Genomic DNA, 14,677 nt, shown 5'->3' with positions numbered 1-14,677 from the left:
CCGCCGCGGGTTTCCGGAGCGCAGCCATGCCGTACGCGATCGAGTTCAGCAACACGCCCCTGGCCATCCCCGAGCGCCGCTGGGGTTCGGCCGACAACGTTCCGCCGCAGGGCAACGACACCCAGTCCACGATCCAGTTCACCCCCTTCACCTCCTGCATCGGCGTATGCGCGCGCAACGACGCCGGCGCGCGGATCATCGGCATCCACCTCAGCGTCGCCGACGACCAGGGCAACGTGTTCGCGGTCAACGACGTGCCCACGGTCGCCGAGATCCTCGACAGCTGGGGCTACAACCCGGCCTCGGTGTTCGTGATCGGCCAGATCGCGGTCTGGCAGGAAAGCGTGCCGCAGGCCTATCAGGCGCTGCTGGCCACGCTCGGCAACCCGCCGGTGTACAGCTACGGCGACGGCCAGTACGGCGCCGGGCTCGACAGCAACGGCGCGCTGGTGCCGACCTACGCGGAGTGACCGCGGCGGCGGGCGCGGCGCGGACGGCGCGGGCGGAACGGCTACCATGTTCCGCATCGCTCGCCCTGTCCGCGTTCGCCTCCGCCGCCTTCCGTGTCCGCCGCTCCGCGCAAAGTCCTGCATGTCGACATGGACGCGTTCTACGCGTCGGTCGAACAGCGCGACGACGCTTCCCTGCGCGGCCGCCCGGTGGTGGTGGCCTGGCGCGGCGCGCGCTCGGTGGTGTGCGCGGCCAGCTACGAGGCGCGGGTGTTCGGGGTGCGCTCGGCGATGCCGGCGGTGCGCGCCGAGCGGCTGTGCCCGCAGGCGGTGTTCGTGCCGCCGGATTTCGTCCGCTACAAGGCGGTCTCGCGCCAGGTGCGCGAGATCTTCGCGCGCCACACCGATCTGATCGAACCCTTGTCGCTGGACGAGGCCTATCTCGACGTCACCGCGACCAAGACCGGCCTGCCCTCGGCGACCGCGACCGCGCAGGCGATCCGCGCGTCGATCCGCGAGGAAACCCAGCTGACCGCGTCGGCCGGCGTGGCGCCGAACAAGTTCGTGGCCAAGATCGCTTCGGACTGGAACAAGCCCGATGGGCTGTTCGTGGTCAAGCCGCATCAGGTCGAGGCGTTTCTCGCGCCGCTGGCGGTGGGGCGGTTGCCGGGCGTGGGCAAGGTCATGGAGGGCAAGCTCGCCGAGCTGGGCGTGGCGACCGTCGCCGACTTGCGCGCGTTCGGGGCGCTGGAGCTGGAGCAGCGCTTCGGGCGCTGGGGGCGGCGGCTGCACGAACTCGCTTACGGGATCGACGAGCATCCGGTCGAGCCGGAACGGCCGACCTTGCAGATTTCTTCGGAAGACACGTTCGAACGCGACGTGCCGTTGGAGCGTACCGAGGCTGAGATCCGGGCGCTGGCCGGCAAGACTTGGGCGGGGTATCGGCGCGAGTTGCAGCGGCGGCCGGGGCGGATTGCGCGCACTGTGGTGCTCAAGCTCAAGACGTCCGACTTTCGCATTTTGACCCGCAGCCTGACTCCGCCGCAGCCGCCGGGCAGCGAGCGCGAACTGGCTGACATCGCCTGGGCCTTGCGCGCGCGGGTGGAGTTGCCGGAAGAGACCTTGTATCGGTTGGTCGGCGTGGGGTTGTCGGGGTTTGCAGAGGAAGGCGAGGCGTTGGCGCAGTCGGATCTGTTCGCGGCGTCGTTCGCGTTGGAGGATGCGGAGGCGGCTTTGTCGGACGAGATGGACGATTGATGCTTTCGCTGTCGTCGCTGTGTCGCGTGATGACAAGCGGAGATCAATAGCTTCCGTCCGCAAGCGGCCGGGTCACTTTCTTTGTCTTGCCAAAGAAAGTAACCAAAGAAAGGCGCTTTCCTTGTTTTCGAATCAAGAGCCACTATCGTTCGATGCCTGCGCGGGGATGCGGGACAAGGGCCATCCTGGCCCGGTCCCGCACGCGCGCATCCATGCGCGCGCCCTTCGGGTCTACGGTTGCCTGTGGCGAATTCGGGGCGGCGGGGGGAGCGGACAAGCTAATGCAAAGGCAACAGCAGAAAGGATTCCGGTGTTCGCCGGAATCCTTTTTTGCTCTTGCGGTAACTGTCGGCGAGAACGTGGGGCTTGGCCGCGTGGAAATCGCGCGAGTTCAGACCGCGGTGCTGCATCGACGACGCAGACCGCATTGCCTGCGGACGTTCATCGCCGCCGCCGATGTCATCGACGGTATGAACATCGCCGCGCGAACGGAGCCGGACCCGCGCCGGGGGAGACAGCGCCGGCCCGGCTCCCTCGCGCTTACGCTTGCGCGGCGTCCTCGTCCATGCGCACCACGTACTTCACCGCCTCGACCCGCACCGCGCGCAACGGCGCGTCCAGCGCGCGCGCGGCCTGGCTCCATTGCGGCGACTGGCATTGCAGGTTCAGGCAGCCGAAGCGGCGCGCCGCGTCCAGCGCATGGCGCAGCAATTCGGCCTCCACGCCGCACCCGAGCCACGGCTCGCGCACGTAGGGATCGTCGAGTTGCAGGCAGTACGCTCGTTCGAGCATCGAGAAGCCAGCGGTGGCGCTGGCGTAGCCGACCGCCTCGCCGTCGGCCTCGGCCAGCCACGCCCAGGCGCCGTACGGGGGCTCGAACAGCACTTCCATCAGCTCCAGCGCATCCGCGCGCGCGGGGCCGTAGGGGCGGCGCTCCAGTTCGCGGCGGTCGGCGTGCTCCTGGCACAGCGCGATCAGGGTCGCGGCGTCGGCGCGGGTCACCGCGCGCACGCGCAGGACGGCCGGCGCGGCGGCGGGCATGGGGTCGGAACGGGTCACGGCGAGCTGGGGGTTCATCGCGGGTTTCCGGTAAGCGGCGGGTGAGGGGCGCGGCGACGCGGTAGCATCGCGACGGGAGTCCGCGGACGCGGCGGGCCCCGGTGCGGGCGCAGCCATCCTGCGCGCCGGCTTTTAAGAACTTTTTAATCGTGCCGGCGCACAGTGCCCCGGCACGATGCGGCGAAATGCCGCAACACCTCCGCAACACGAGCGCGCGACCGGGTCATGAACATCCTGCTGGTGGAAGACGACGCGATGCTGGCCGAAGCCGTGCGCACCGGCCTGAGCCACGACGGCTGGCGGGTCGACTGGGTCGCCGACGCGCGGCTGGCCAAGACCGCGCTGGTCGATCACGACTTCGACGCGGTGGTGCTCGACCTCGGCCTGCCCGGCGGCTCCGGCCTCGGCGTGCTCGGCGCGCTGCGCAACCGCTACGACGCCACCCCGGTGCTGATCGTGACCGCGCGCGACAAGCTCAGCGAACGCATCGCCGGGCTCGACGCCGGCGCCGACGACTACATCGTCAAACCCTTCCAGCTCGACGAACTGTGCGCGCGCCTGCGCGCGGTGATGCGGCGCAGCCAGGGCCGGGTGTCGCCGGTGCTCAGCTGCGGCACGGTGGTGCTCGACCCGGCGCGGCGCCTGGTCACCCGCGACGGCGAGCCGGTCACGCTCAGCGGCCACGAGTTCCGCACCCTGACCCTGCTGCTCGAACGCCAGGGCCGCGTGGTCACCCGCGAGCAGCTGGAAGAATCGGTGTACGGCAGCTCCGGCACGATCGAGAGCAACACCATCGCGGTGTACGTGCACCAGCTGCGGCGCAAGCTCGGCGAACAACTGATCGTGACCGTGCACGGCTACGGTTACCGCATCGGCGGCGGCCCGAATTGAACGCGAGCGCCGCGCCATGAGCGCCGTCGACGGCCGCGACGCCGGCCCCGCGGGCGACGCCGAACCCGCGGCGCCGTGGCGCGAACGCGAGGCGCCGCGCGAAGGCTGGCGCGAGCGCTGCCGCCGCTCGCGCGAATTCCCGGCCGGGCGCTCGCTGCGCTGGAAGCTGACCTGGGTGCTGTTCAAGGCGGTGCTGCTGACCTGGTTCGTGTGGCTGAGCTGCCAGGTCTGGCAGCTCGGCCGCGAGCACACCGGCATGCTCGACAACTCGCTGCGCGAGATCGCCGAACAAGTGCTCGCCTCGATGCCCGAAGGCCTGGAGCGCCTGCCCTCGCGCGACCCGGCGCGGCAGCGGCCGATACCGGTGTCCGCCGACCGCAAGATGAGCTTCCAGGTCTGGGCCGGCGGCCGCAACGTGGTGTATTCGGCGGCCGCGCCGCTGCAACCGCTGAACCCCGAGTTCAAGGACGGCTTCGCCCGCCGGGTCATCGACGGCGAGCGCTGGCAGGTCTACACCCTGTCCGATCCGCAGCGCGGCCTGGTCGTGCAGGTCGGCCGCAGCAAGCGCATGGTGGTCGAGGAACTGCGCGGCTGGATCGTCGGCAGCCTGATCGCCGCGGCGCTGATCTTGCTGCTGTTCGCGCTGGCGACCTGGATGGTGATCGGACGCTCGCTGCGGCCGATCACCGCGCTGCGCCGCACCTTGCTGCAACGCCAGCCGCTCGACCTGACGCCGCTGCCGACCCACGCCTTGCCGAGCGAATTTCATCCGCTGGTGGAAGCCTTCAACGGCCAGCTCGAACGCGTCGATGCCGCGGTCCAGCACGAGCGCCGTTTCATTTCCGACGCCGCGCACGAGCTGCGCACGCCGCTGGCGGTGCTGAGCACCCACGCCGAACTGGCGCTGCGCGCGGGCACGCTGGAGGAAAAGAACGAGGCGCTGCACCGGCTCAGCGCCGGCGTGCGCCGCAGCGCGCGGCTGTCGGAGCAGTTGCTCGATCTGGCCCGCCTCGACGCCGGCGAGGAAAGCGTGCGGCTGGCGCCGCTGGACCTGTCGGATCTGGTGGTGCTGGTGATCCGCGACTTCGAAACCCTGGCGCGCGAACGCCGCCAGCGCATCAGCCTGTGCGCCGAACCGACCCGCTTGCTCGGCGACGTCGACCAGCTCGGGATCCTGCTGCGCAACCTGATCGACAACGCCGTGCGCCACGCCGGCGCCGACGGCCAGGTCGCGGTCAGCTGCTCGGCCGAAGCCGGCGGCGCGGTGTTGCGCGTGGCCGACAACGGCCCGGGCGTGGCGGTCGACGACTGCGAGCGCATCTTCGACCGTTTCTACCGCGCGCCCGGCAGTCCCGACGGCGGCAGCGGCATCGGCCTGTCGCTGGTCGCGCGCATCGCCCAGACCCACGGCGCCAAGATCGAATGCGGCCAGGGGCTGGAGCGCGGCGCCGACGATCCGCGCGGGCCGGGGCGTGGGTTCGAGGTGTGCGTGTGGTTCCCGCCGGTCGCGCCGTGAACCTGATGGGCCTCCTGTAGGAGCGACGCGAGTCGCGACCGCGAACCCTCGACGGCCGGCGTCACTCGCCCGCAGGCGACTGGCGTCGTAGCTGCGGATTCGCAGTCGCGACTCGCGTCGCTCCTACAGGGAGCCCAGCTCGCCTATGCCGTTGTTGCGGATTCGCCCCCGCCCCCACCCCTGCTGACAACAGGCTGGCAGCAGCCCCCGCCGATCCTGTGCCCCTGCCACCGGACGCGAGGGGAACGCGATGGACACCACTGCAATCGACGCGCTGCGACGGCGCCTGCTGCAACTCGGCGCGAGCGCGCCGCTGGCCGCGCTGGCGGGCGTCGGCCCGGCCAGCGCAGCTGAAGCCGCACCCGCGCCGCACGACGGCCGCCACGACTTCGACTTCTACGTCGGCCGCTGGAAAGTCGAAAACCGCCGCTTGGCCAAGCGCCTGGCCGGCAGCGACGACTGGATCGAATTCGACGCCACCGACGAATGCCGCCCGATCCTCGCCGGCCTCGGCAGCGTCGACCGCTACCGAACCGACTGGAACGGCGGCATCGAAGGCTTCGCCCTGCGCCTGTACCGCCCGCACACCCGGCAATGGCACGTGTACTGGGCCAGCGACCGCGACGGCGCGCTGGAACCGCCGCTGATCGGCGGCTTCCGCGATGGCGTCGGCGTGTTCGAAGGCCGCGAGGCGCACGAGGGCCGGATGCTGCCCTCGCGCGCGGTCTGGTCGGACATCCGCGCCGACAGCGTGCGCTGGGAACAGGCGCTGTCGCCCGACGGCGGCCGCAGCTGGGAAACCAACTGGGTCATGCGCATGACCCGACTGGCCTGAACGAGAGAGAGACGATGAGCGACGACACCCAGGCCCGCGACGGCCGCCACGATTTCGACTTCCTGCACGGCCATTGGCAGGTGCGCAACGAACGCCTGCGCCAGCGCTTGGCCGGCAGCGACGATTGGGAGATCTTCCACGCCCGCCAGAGCTGCGAGCCGGTGCTCGGCGGGCTCGGCAACGTCGACGCCTTCCTCAGCGACTGGCGCCGGCCGGGGCAGGCCGACGACTTCCAGGGCATGACCCTGCGCCTGTTCGACCTGCAACGCCGGCAGTGGAACATCTGGTGGGCCGGCAGCCACGACGGCGTGCTGGAGCCGCCGGTCGCCGGCGGTTTCGAACGCGGCGTCGGCGTGTTCGAAGGCGAACTCGAACACGACGGCGAGCCGGTGCGCGCGCGCTTCCAGTGGAGCGGGATCGGCGCCCACACCGCGCACTGGCAGCAGGCGTTCTCGCGCGACGGCGGCGCCAGCTGGGAAACCAACTGGCATATGTGGCTGCGCCGCCGCGACGACGACGGCCGCCTGCGCCACGACGACGCGGTGATCGAACTGCGCCGCTACCTGATGCGGCCCGGCCGCCGCGACGATCTGATCGAGCTGTTCGAGCGCGAGTTCGTCGAATCGCAGGAAGCCGTCGGCATGCACGTGATCGGCCAGTTCCGCGAACTCGACGCCGCCGACCGCTACACCTGGGTGCGCGGTTTCCCGAGCCACGCGCTGCGCGCCGAATCGCTGCAGGGCTTCTACGGCGGCCCGACCTGGCGCGCCCACCGCGACGCCGCCAACGCGACCCTGCTCGACAACGACGACGTGCGCCTGCTCAAGCCGGCGCGGCCGGACTGCGCGCTGCCCGCCGCTGCGCACGAGCGCGCGCCGGTCGGCGCGCGCGGCGAAGACGGCGGCATCGTCTGCGTCGGCGTGTGCGAGTTGAACGCGCCGGCGCAGGACGGGTTCCTGCAACGCTTCGAACGCGGCTTCGCGCCGCTGCTGGAACCGGCCGGCCTCGAACTGCTCGGCGTGTACGTGACCGACGACACGCCCAACGGCTATCCGCGCCTGCCGGTGCGCGAGGGCGAGCCGGCGCTGGTCTGGTTCGCACGCTGCGACGACGCCGAAGCGCCGCGGCGGTTGGCCGCGGACGCCGGCTGGCGCGCCGCGGTCGCCGACGCCCTGCTCGCGGATCTGAAAGCCGCGCCGCAACTGCTGCGGCTGGCGCCGACCGCGCGCTCGGAGCTGCGCGCGTGAGCGTCCGCGCCCTTCGCCGCCGCCGCGCGCTTGAGCGCGCCGCCGCGGCGCGGGATCATGCGGCATGCGCCGCGCCGACCGCCTGTTCCTGCTGATCCATGCCCTGCGCGGCCGCCGCCAGGCCATCACCGCCCAGCAACTGGCGCAGACGCTGGAGGTGTCGCTGCGCACGGTCTACCGCGACGTCGCCGACCTGCAACGCTCGGGCGTGCCGATCGAAGGCGAGGCCGGGGTCGGCTATGTGCTGCGCAAGGGCGCGGACATCCCGCCGCTGATGTTCAGTCCCGACGAGCTCGAAGCGCTGATCGTCGGCAGCCGGTTCGTGCGCGCGTTCGGCGGCGAGCGGCTCGGCCGCGGCGCCACCGCGGCGCTGCTGAAGATCGAGGCGGTGCTGCCGCCGGAGCTGCGCGACCGCGCCGCGCGCACCCGCATCTTCGCGCCGGAGCTCGGCAACCGCCTGGAAACCAGCGGCGTCATCGACCCGCTCTACGCCGCGGTGCAGAGCCGGCAGGTGCTGCAGCTGACCTATCGCGACAACGAGTCGCGCGCCAGCGAACGCGCGATCGAGCCGCTGTGCCTGTCGTTCTGGGGCGGCAGCTGGACGCTCGGCGCGTGGTGCCGCTTGCGCGAGGATTTCCGCAGCTTCCGCCCGGACCGGATCGTCGCGCAGGCGGCGACCGGGGAAATCTTCGCTGCCGACGAAACGCGCGGGCTCAACGCCTACCTGCGCTCGGTCGGTTCGTCGTTGGGCGATCAGCTGTGAGCGTTGCGGCGGCGCGCCGCCGCCGTCATTGGATCCGCGCCTATTGAATCCGCACCGCCTCCAGCCGCGCCAGCTTGTCGGGATTGCGCATGATGAAGATGTCGCTGAGCGCGCCGCCTTCGTCGTAGCCGAAGCTGATCGCCGCCTCGATCCGGCCCTGGCGCTCCAGGATCACGCCGCGCGAGCCGTTGAGGTCGACGAAGGTCCAGCGGTCCTCGCGGCAGGCCGGGTGCAGCACCGAGGCGATGAAGCCGAGCACCGCGTCGGCGCCGTGGATCGCCTGCGCGGCCGCGGTGGCCTTGCCGCCGCCGTCGGCGTGCAGCGCGACCTGCTGCGACAGCAGCGCTGCCAGCGGCGCGGTGCGGCCCTGCACGATCGCGGTCTCGAACGCGGCCAGCAACTGGTCCTGCTGCTCGGCCGGAGTGACGTGGCGGACCTTGGCCTGTTCGACGTTGCCGCGCGCGCGCTGCACCAGCTTGCGGCAGGCGGCTTCCTCGATCTCCAGGATCTTCGCCACTTCGGCGTAGGGCTGGTCGAAGATCTCGTGCAGCAGATAGGCCGCGCGCTCCTTCGGGGTCAGCCGTTCCAGCAACAGCAGGAACGCGGTCGACAGCGACGAGGCCAGGGTCCAGTGCGCCTCCGGCTCGCTGCCGGCGCTGGCGTGCGCCAGTTCGGCCTGGATCGGCTCGGGCAGCCACGAGCCGACGTAGTCCACGCGGGTGCGGTGGGCGGCGCGCAGCAGATCGATGCAGCGGCGGGTGCAGGCGGTGGTCAGCCACGCGGCCGGGTTGTCGATCGCGGCGCGCTCGGCGTCGAGCCACTTCAGGTAGGTGTCCTGGACCGCGTCTTCGGCATCGGCGCGCGAGCCGAGGATGCGGTAGGCCAGGCCGGTCAGCATCGGCGCGTGCTGGGCGAAAAGGCGGTCGTCGTCGGTGGCGTGGGTCATGGGCGTGGGGCGCGGCGGGGGCGCCAGGATAGCGGTGTGGTGCTGGTTCGACGATCCGGGCCGTGCGGGTGTGACATGGCTCGCGAGGTTCGTCGCCGGCGAAGCGTCGCGGTCGCAGCTCGCGCGGCTCCTGCAACAGCTCCCTGTAGGAGCTGCGCGAGCTGCGACCGCGACACCGCAACTACGTCGAAACCGCTTCTTCAAATCACCCGCAACGTAATCGCCTTCAACACCGCCCGGGTCCGGTCGCGCGTATCCAGCTTCTCCAGGATCACCGACACGTAGTTCTTCACCGTCCCCTCCGCCAGGAACATCGCCTTGGCGATCTCGCGGTTCGAATACCCGCCCGCCATCAGCCGCAGCACCCCGACCTCGCGCTCGGTGAACAAGGCGCGCGGCGCGTCGTCGGCGTGGTAGCGGTAGCGCGCGCGCACCGGCTCGGTGCTGACCGGCTGCAACAGGGTCTCGCCGGCGGCGACCCGGGCGATCGCGTCGCGCAGGTCTTCCGGCGCGGCGTCCTTGAGCAAGAAGCCCTGCGCGCCGGCTTCGGCGGCGCGCAGCAGCAACTCGCTGTCGTCGAAGGTGGTCAGCAGCAGCACCGGGGTGCGGTCGCCGCGTTCGCGCAGCGCCAGCAGCGCGTCGATGCCGTCCAGGCCGGGCATGCGGATGTCGCTGAGCACCACGTCGACCGGCGCGTGCGCCAGCTGATCGATCAGCGCCTGGCCGTCGTCGGCTTCGAAGGCGATGGTCAAGCCGAGGCGTTCGAGCAGCGCGCGCAGGCCGGCGCGGACCAGCGCCTGGTCGTCGGCCAGGGCGATACGGATCGGCGCCGCGCTCATGCCGGCCTCGCGGCGACGGGTTCGGAGCGTTGCAGCGGGAAGCGGGCGTGGATGCGCATCGAGCCTTCGGGAGTGAGGGAGAAATCGAGTTCGCCGCCGGCCGCGGCGACGCGTTCGCGCATGCCCGACAAGCCGTTGCCTTCGCGCAATGGTGCACGCACCCGGCCGTCGTCGTCGATGCGCAGGTCCAGCGCGGCGCCGTCGCGGCGCAGCGCCACCCGCAGCTGCGCGGCGTCGGCGTGGCGCGCGGCGTTGGTCAGCGCTTCCTGGACCACGCGCAGCAGGGTTTCGGCCAGGGCCGGGTCGGTCAGGTGCAGGCGTTCGTCGAGCTCCAGCGCCAGCGTCGGCTTCGGCAGCGGCGCGGCCAGCGCGCGCAGCGCGGTGCCCAGGTCGAGCCCGCGCGCGTCGCGCAGCGCCTGGACCACGGCGCGGATGTCGCCGAGCAGCTCGCCGGCCAGCTGCTGCGCGATCTGCACTTCGCGGCGTTCGGCCAGCTCCGGTTCGGCCGCCAGCGCGCGCAGGTTGAGCATCATCGCGGTGAGCTTGTGCCCCGCCACGTCGTGCAGCTCGCGCGCCATGCGCAGGCGCTCGGCGTCGCGCGCGCTGTCGGCCAGCAGCGCGCGGGTCGCGAGCAGGTCGGCGTTGACCAGGGCGAGGCGGTCGCGGGCCTGCTCGGCGGTGCTGGCGTAATGCGCGATCAGCATCGCGAACGCCTGGAAGCCGGCGAAGCCCAGCACCACGATGCCGGGCACCGGATGCCCGGCCCAATGCAGGATCAGGTACAGCGCGGCATCGATCAGCGCGACCAGCAGATACACCCGGCGCAGCGGATAGACCAGCGCCAGCTGCGCGACCAGGATCACCAGCAGCGCCGGCGCGGCGCCGCCGCGCGGCGCCAGCGCGCAGACCGCCAGCGCCGTCGTCGCCTCGAGCGCGAACCAGGCCTCGCGGCGCGCGCGCGCCAGGCCGAACAGTTCGTCGCCGAAGAAGGCCAGCAGGAACAGGCCCATCGCCAGCCACAGCGTCGGCGCCTGCGCCGAGCGGTCCAGCGGCAACGACAGCCCGACCGCGACCCAGGTCAGCACGGCGGGCAGGTTCAGCGGTCGCAACACGGCGCGCAGCGGCGAAGGCAGGGGCATGGCCGAATGCTGCGCGGCGGCGGCCCGCGTTGGCAACCGGGCGGGCGCAGAAAGTGACTTCTGGCACGGCGCGCCCACGACCGGCGGGGGCTGCGCGCGCGGACGCGGGCCGGGCATGGTTCGCGCGGCGTCCGGTCCCGTGTCATGCGCGCGTCGCGCGCAGCACATCGCACCGCGAAAAGAAAGTGCACAGCGTTGAGGCCGCGATCGCTGCGCAGGCTGCAACCGCGGCGCGCAAGCGCGCATCACAAGCCACGACCTCCCTTCCAACGGCCAGCCCACATGAACCCGACCGCCTTGCGCATCGCCACCCTGACCGCGGCGCTGTTCGCCGCCACCGCCGTCCATGCCGCCGAGCCCGCGCCCGCGGCGAAAGGCGCCGACCTGACCTGCCACGCCGGCGCCTACCGCCTCGACGACGGCCGCGCGGTCGCGATCGGCCGCACCGACGATGCCTCGGTGCTGCGCTGGCGCCTGCTCGACGGCCGCACCGGCAAGCTGGTCAGCGCGCCCGGCAGCAAGGACGGCGCGCTGGTCGGCACGGTCGGCTGGACCCAGCGCGCCGACACGACGAAGGTCGAACTCGGCAGCTGCGACGACGGCATCGTGTTCGACGGCCACCGCGGCGACCGGCTCAAGTTCGACATCGTCGACACCACGTTCGAGGGCGCCGGGGTCAAGCTGCGCGGCCGGCTGGTGCTGCCGGCCGGCCAGGACAAGGTGCCGGTGGTCGTGCTGGTGCACGGCTCGGAGAACTATTCCGGCGTCGACGGCTATTTCCAGCAATACCTGTTCCCGAGCGAAGGCGTCGGCGTGTTCGTCTACGACAAGCGCGGCACCGGCGGCTCCAGCGGCAAGTACACGCAGAACTTCCACGAGCTGTCCGACGACGCCGGCGCCGCGCTGCGCGAAGCGCTGCGCGTGGGCGACGGGCGCGTGGGCAAGATCGGCTACCTCGGCGGCAGCCAGGGCGGCTGGGTCGCGCCGCTGGCGGCGAGCAAGACGCCGCAGGCGGACTTCGTCGAAGTCGGCTTCGGCCTCGCCGACGGCGTGCTGGCCGAAGACCGCGACCAGGTCGTGCTGGACCTGCGCGCCGCCGGTTTCGGCGACGCCGCCACGCTGCGCAAGGCGCGCGAACTGACCGACGCCACCGGCCTGATCGCTTCGACCACCGGCAAGCGCGGCTGGAAGGAACTCGACGCGGCGCGCGCGAAGTACCAGAAGGAGCCGTGGTGGAAAGCGGTCAAGGGCGAGTACAGCGGCCTGATCGCCAACCACACGCCGGCCGAAATCGCGGCCGAATTCGCCAAATACGATTTCGAAGTCAGCTGGGACTACGACCCGATGCCGGTGCTGCGCACGCTCAAGACCCCGCAGCTGTGGGTGGTCGGCGGCGACGACGTCGAAGCGCCTTCCGATGAAACCCAAAAGCGCCTGACCGAACTCGGCAAGGCCGGCCGCCCGATCACCAGCGTGGTGTTCCCGCAGGCCGACCACGGCATCCTGGAATTCGAGAAGGACGCCAAGGGCGAGCGCCAGCACACCCGCATCGCCGAAGGCTATCTGCGCATGCAGTTGGACTGGATCAAGCGCGGCACGCTCGACGGCTGGCCGTACGGCGCGGCCAAGCAGTTGGCCGGGCCGAAGTAAGCGCGGCGCAGCGAGGCCTTGCTTGCGCGAGGGCTTGCAGGCCCGACGCGCTTGGCTGGGTTCGCGTCGAACCCGCATGAAAAGTTCGGGCCGAAGGCCCTCTCATCCGGCGGCTACGGTGGCTGCCGCGATGGGAGGGCCTTCCGGCATGCAGCCTTGCGCGCCGGTGCCGGTGGTTGTTCGCAGCGGAAACGAACGCATCGAAACTGAAGTCCTTGCCGCCGCTTCGATGCGAGGGCCTTCAGGCCCGGCGTCTTAGGCCCGGTGCGTGACGAACCACAACGAGCCGCATCGAAGCCGAAAGGCTATTCCCCCGAATCACAGGAAATTCCTCGCGGCGCGAATCGTCGCGTCGTGTTGCCGTTGCGCGACAGAGCTGATGCCGAATCGTCATGACGATCTTCCGCATCGTGCGCCGCGCTTTACGAACCGGTAACCCCGGCTTTACACCCGCCGCGGCGCAATCCACTAGAACGTCTGCTCCACTCTCGAACGCAGGAGCAGCCCCATGCGGATCACGATCATCGGTGCGGGTTTCAGCGGCAGCGCCCTGGCCGGCGAACTGGCGCGCAGCGCCGGTCCCGGCGTGGAGCTGTGCCTGGTCGGACAGCCGGAAAGCTACGGCCGCGGCGTGGCCTACGGCGAGGCGCGGCCGGAGCATCTGCTCAACGTGCGCGCCAGCGATCTGGGCGCCACGCCCGACGCGCCGGGCGGTTTCGCCGACTGGCTCAACCTCACCGACCGCGCTCGCGGCAGCTACCTGCCGCGGTTGTTGTTCGGCGAATACCTGCATGCGCAGCTGCAAGCCGCGGTCGCCGGCAGCACCGCCGGCTTCAGCCAGATCCGCCACGAGGCGATCGCGGTGGAACGCGCCGCCGCCGGTTTCCGCGTGCATCTGGCCGACGGCAGCGATTTCCTGACCGACAAGGTCGTGCTCGCGGTCGGCGCGCTGCCGCCGCAGCCCTTGGCCGGGGTCGGGCCGCGCTTGGCGGTGCATCCGAGCTATCTCGGCTGGCCGTGGCAGGACGGCGCGCTCGACGCGCTCGACCCGGCCGCGCGCTTGCTGATCGTCGGCACCGGTCTGACGATGGCCGATGTGGTGGTGAGCCTGCACAAGCGCGGCCATCGCGGCCCGATCGTGGCGCTGTCGCGCCACGGCCTGCTGCCGCGCACCCACGGCGAGGCCGCGCCGGCGCCGGTGGCGCTGCCGCCGGCGGTGCTGCACGCGCTCGACGGCCACGCCCCGCGCGAACTGCTGCGCGCGCTGCGCAATCTGGCCCCGGTGGTCGACGACTGGCGCAGCCTGGTCGACGCGCTGCGGCCGTACACGCAAAGTTTCTGGGCCGGCATGCCGGCGGCGCAGCGCAGCGCGTTCGCGCGCCATCTGCGTTCGTACTGGGAAGCGCTGCGGCATCGCATCGCGCCGCAGCTGGCCGACGAGTTGCAGGCCTTGCAGGAGTCCGGCCAGCTGCAGATCCGCGCCGGCCGCCTGCTGCGCGCGCGCCGCGGCGACGACGCGGTCGAAGCGCTGATCCGCGAACGCGGCGGCCAGCGCCTGCACACCGAGCGCTTCGACGCGCTGATCCGCGCGACCGGCCTGGACACCGATGTCGAGCGCACCACCCATCCGCTGATCGCGCATCTGCGCGAATCGGGTCTGATCGCGGCCGATCCGCTCGGCCTGGGGCTGCGCACGTCGGCGCAGTTCGAAGCGCTGGACCGCAAGGGCGCGGCGGTGCGCGGGCTGTACGCGATCGGACCGCTGCTGCGCGCGCAGTTGTGGGAGATCACCGCGGTGCCGGAGTTGCGCGTGGCCGCGCGCGATCTGGCGGAGCGGTTGCTGGCGACCGCGGCGCCGGCGCGAAGCCGGCCGGCGTTGGCCACCGCGTAAATCGGCGGCCGCTTCACCGCGACGTCGCGCAGCCCGGCGCCGCGCAAATCGTCTGCTGCCTGTAGGAGCGGCGCGAGCCGCGACCGCGCCAACCGGCGTGCGGCGAAAGTCGCGCCGCGAGCGTGAAAGCGCGCGGTCGCGACTCGCGTCGCTCCTACAGGGGGCTCATCGCGTCATCCGGCGTGCGGCGAAAAC

At 71.6% G+C, this 14,677-nt stretch carries 13 protein-coding genes; 9 read left to right on the top strand and 4 right to left on the bottom strand.

Annotated features, from left to right (window positions below):
- Nucleotides 1-26: 26 nt before the first annotated feature.
- Nucleotides 27-470 (top strand): hypothetical protein, encoded by a 444-nt coding sequence (locus JHW38_RS16360; RefSeq protein WP_207522391.1) that lies wholly within the window; start codon nucleotides 27-29, stop codon nucleotides 468-470.
- A gap of 93 nt (nucleotides 471-563) precedes the next feature.
- Complete coding sequence (gene dinB / locus JHW38_RS16355) at nucleotides 564-1,706, top strand: DNA polymerase IV (protein ID WP_207522390.1); 1,143 nt, start codon at nucleotides 564-566, stop codon at nucleotides 1,704-1,706.
- Nucleotides 1,707-2,246: 540 nt separating this feature from the next.
- Here the strand turns inward: dinB and JHW38_RS16350 are convergent.
- Entirely contained in the window at nucleotides 2,247-2,783 is a 537-nt protein-coding gene (locus tag JHW38_RS16350; protein ID WP_207522389.1) for a GNAT family N-acetyltransferase, read from the bottom strand.
- Nucleotides 2,784-2,990: 207 nt separating this feature from the next.
- On the opposite strand from JHW38_RS16350, the gene JHW38_RS16345 reads away from it, so the two are divergent.
- From JHW38_RS16345 to JHW38_RS16325, 5 genes are all read left to right on the top strand, one after another.
- Complete coding sequence (locus JHW38_RS16345; RefSeq protein ID WP_207522388.1) at nucleotides 2,991-3,656, top strand: response regulator transcription factor; 666 nt, start codon at nucleotides 2,991-2,993, stop codon at nucleotides 3,654-3,656.
- Nucleotides 3,657-3,672: 16 nt separating this feature from the next.
- Nucleotides 3,673-5,172, top strand: a complete 1,500-nt coding sequence (locus JHW38_RS16340) for a sensor histidine kinase (protein WP_207522387.1) — start codon at nucleotides 3,673-3,675, stop codon at nucleotides 5,170-5,172.
- A gap of 250 nt (nucleotides 5,173-5,422) precedes the next feature.
- The gene (locus JHW38_RS16335) at nucleotides 5,423-6,007 is read left to right on the top strand and encodes a hypothetical protein (protein ID WP_207522386.1); all 585 of its coding nucleotides are present in this window, start codon (nucleotides 5,423-5,425) and stop codon (nucleotides 6,005-6,007) included.
- Between the two features lie 14 nt (nucleotides 6,008-6,021).
- A complete protein-coding gene (locus JHW38_RS16330) occupies nucleotides 6,022-7,254 on the top strand; it encodes an NIPSNAP family protein (RefSeq protein ID WP_207522385.1) in 1,233 nt (410 codons plus the stop codon).
- Between the two features lie 64 nt (nucleotides 7,255-7,318).
- The gene (locus JHW38_RS16325) at nucleotides 7,319-8,017 is read left to right on the top strand and encodes a helix-turn-helix transcriptional regulator (protein WP_207522384.1); all 699 of its coding nucleotides are present in this window, start codon (nucleotides 7,319-7,321) and stop codon (nucleotides 8,015-8,017) included.
- Between the two features lie 40 nt (nucleotides 8,018-8,057).
- Here JHW38_RS16325 and sigJ read toward each other — a convergent pair whose 3' ends face one another.
- The 3 genes from sigJ to JHW38_RS16310 form a co-directional block, all read right to left on the bottom strand.
- Entirely contained in the window at nucleotides 8,058-8,963 is a 906-nt protein-coding gene (sigJ, locus tag JHW38_RS16320) for an RNA polymerase sigma factor SigJ (RefSeq protein ID WP_207522383.1), read from the bottom strand.
- Nucleotides 8,964-9,163: 200 nt separating this feature from the next.
- Nucleotides 9,164-9,802, bottom strand: a complete 639-nt coding sequence (locus tag JHW38_RS16315) for a response regulator transcription factor (protein WP_207522382.1) — start codon at nucleotides 9,800-9,802, stop codon at nucleotides 9,164-9,166.
- Nucleotides 9,799-10,941 carry a sensor histidine kinase gene (locus JHW38_RS16310; protein WP_343225430.1) on the bottom strand — a complete coding sequence of 381 codons (1,143 nt, stop codon included), beginning with the start codon at nucleotides 10,939-10,941 and terminating at the stop codon, nucleotides 9,799-9,801. Before JHW38_RS16310 ends, JHW38_RS16315 begins: the two co-directional genes overlap by 4 nt.
- A gap of 282 nt (nucleotides 10,942-11,223) precedes the next feature.
- Between JHW38_RS16310 and JHW38_RS16305 the strand changes: the two genes are divergently transcribed.
- Together JHW38_RS16305 and JHW38_RS16300 are read left to right on the top strand one after the other, a co-directional pair.
- Nucleotides 11,224-12,591, top strand: coding sequence for an alpha/beta hydrolase family protein (locus JHW38_RS16305; RefSeq protein ID WP_207522381.1), 1,368 nt, complete (start codon nucleotides 11,224-11,226; stop codon nucleotides 12,589-12,591).
- A gap of 508 nt (nucleotides 12,592-13,099) precedes the next feature.
- Nucleotides 13,100-14,482, top strand: a complete 1,383-nt coding sequence (locus JHW38_RS16300) for an FAD/NAD(P)-binding protein (RefSeq protein ID WP_207522380.1) — start codon at nucleotides 13,100-13,102, stop codon at nucleotides 14,480-14,482.
- Nucleotides 14,483-14,677 lie beyond the last annotated feature (195 nt).

Origin of the sequence: Lysobacter enzymogenes (assembly GCF_017355525.1) — a bacterium.
Taxonomy (GTDB): domain Bacteria; phylum Pseudomonadota; class Gammaproteobacteria; order Xanthomonadales; family Xanthomonadaceae; genus Lysobacter; species Lysobacter enzymogenes_C.
Note: the sequence above shows the minus strand (reverse complement) of the source record. Positions and strands in the feature narration are given on the sequence as shown.

What these genes read in the sequence shown, in the direction of transcription:
- JHW38_RS16360 (WP_207522391.1), top strand. Translation starts at nt 27, where the DNA reads ATGCCGTACGCGATCGAGTTCAGCAACACGCCCCTGGCCATCCCCGAG.
- JHW38_RS16350 (WP_207522389.1), bottom strand. Translation starts at nt 2,783, where the DNA reads ATGAACCCCCAGCTCGCCGTGACCCGTTCCGACCCCATGCCCGCCGCC.
- JHW38_RS16345 (WP_207522388.1), top strand. Translation starts at nt 2,991, where the DNA reads ATGAACATCCTGCTGGTGGAAGACGACGCGATGCTGGCCGAAGCCGTG.
- JHW38_RS16340 (WP_207522387.1), top strand. Translation starts at nt 3,673, where the DNA reads ATGAGCGCCGTCGACGGCCGCGACGCCGGCCCCGCGGGCGACGCCGAA.
- JHW38_RS16335 (WP_207522386.1), top strand. Translation starts at nt 5,423, where the DNA reads ATGGACACCACTGCAATCGACGCGCTGCGACGGCGCCTGCTGCAACTC.
- JHW38_RS16330 (WP_207522385.1), top strand. Translation starts at nt 6,022, where the DNA reads ATGAGCGACGACACCCAGGCCCGCGACGGCCGCCACGATTTCGACTTC.
- JHW38_RS16325 (WP_207522384.1), top strand. Translation starts at nt 7,319, where the DNA reads ATGCGCCGCGCCGACCGCCTGTTCCTGCTGATCCATGCCCTGCGCGGC.
- sigJ (WP_207522383.1), bottom strand. Translation starts at nt 8,963, where the DNA reads ATGACCCACGCCACCGACGACGACCGCCTTTTCGCCCAGCACGCGCCG.
- JHW38_RS16315 (WP_207522382.1), bottom strand. Translation starts at nt 9,802, where the DNA reads ATGAGCGCGGCGCCGATCCGTATCGCCCTGGCCGACGACCAGGCGCTG.
- JHW38_RS16310 (WP_343225430.1), bottom strand. Translation starts at nt 10,941, where the DNA reads ATGCCCCTGCCTTCGCCGCTGCGCGCCGTGTTGCGACCGCTGAACCTG.
- JHW38_RS16305 (WP_207522381.1), top strand. Translation starts at nt 11,224, where the DNA reads ATGAACCCGACCGCCTTGCGCATCGCCACCCTGACCGCGGCGCTGTTC.
- JHW38_RS16300 (WP_207522380.1), top strand. Translation starts at nt 13,100, where the DNA reads ATGCGGATCACGATCATCGGTGCGGGTTTCAGCGGCAGCGCCCTGGCC.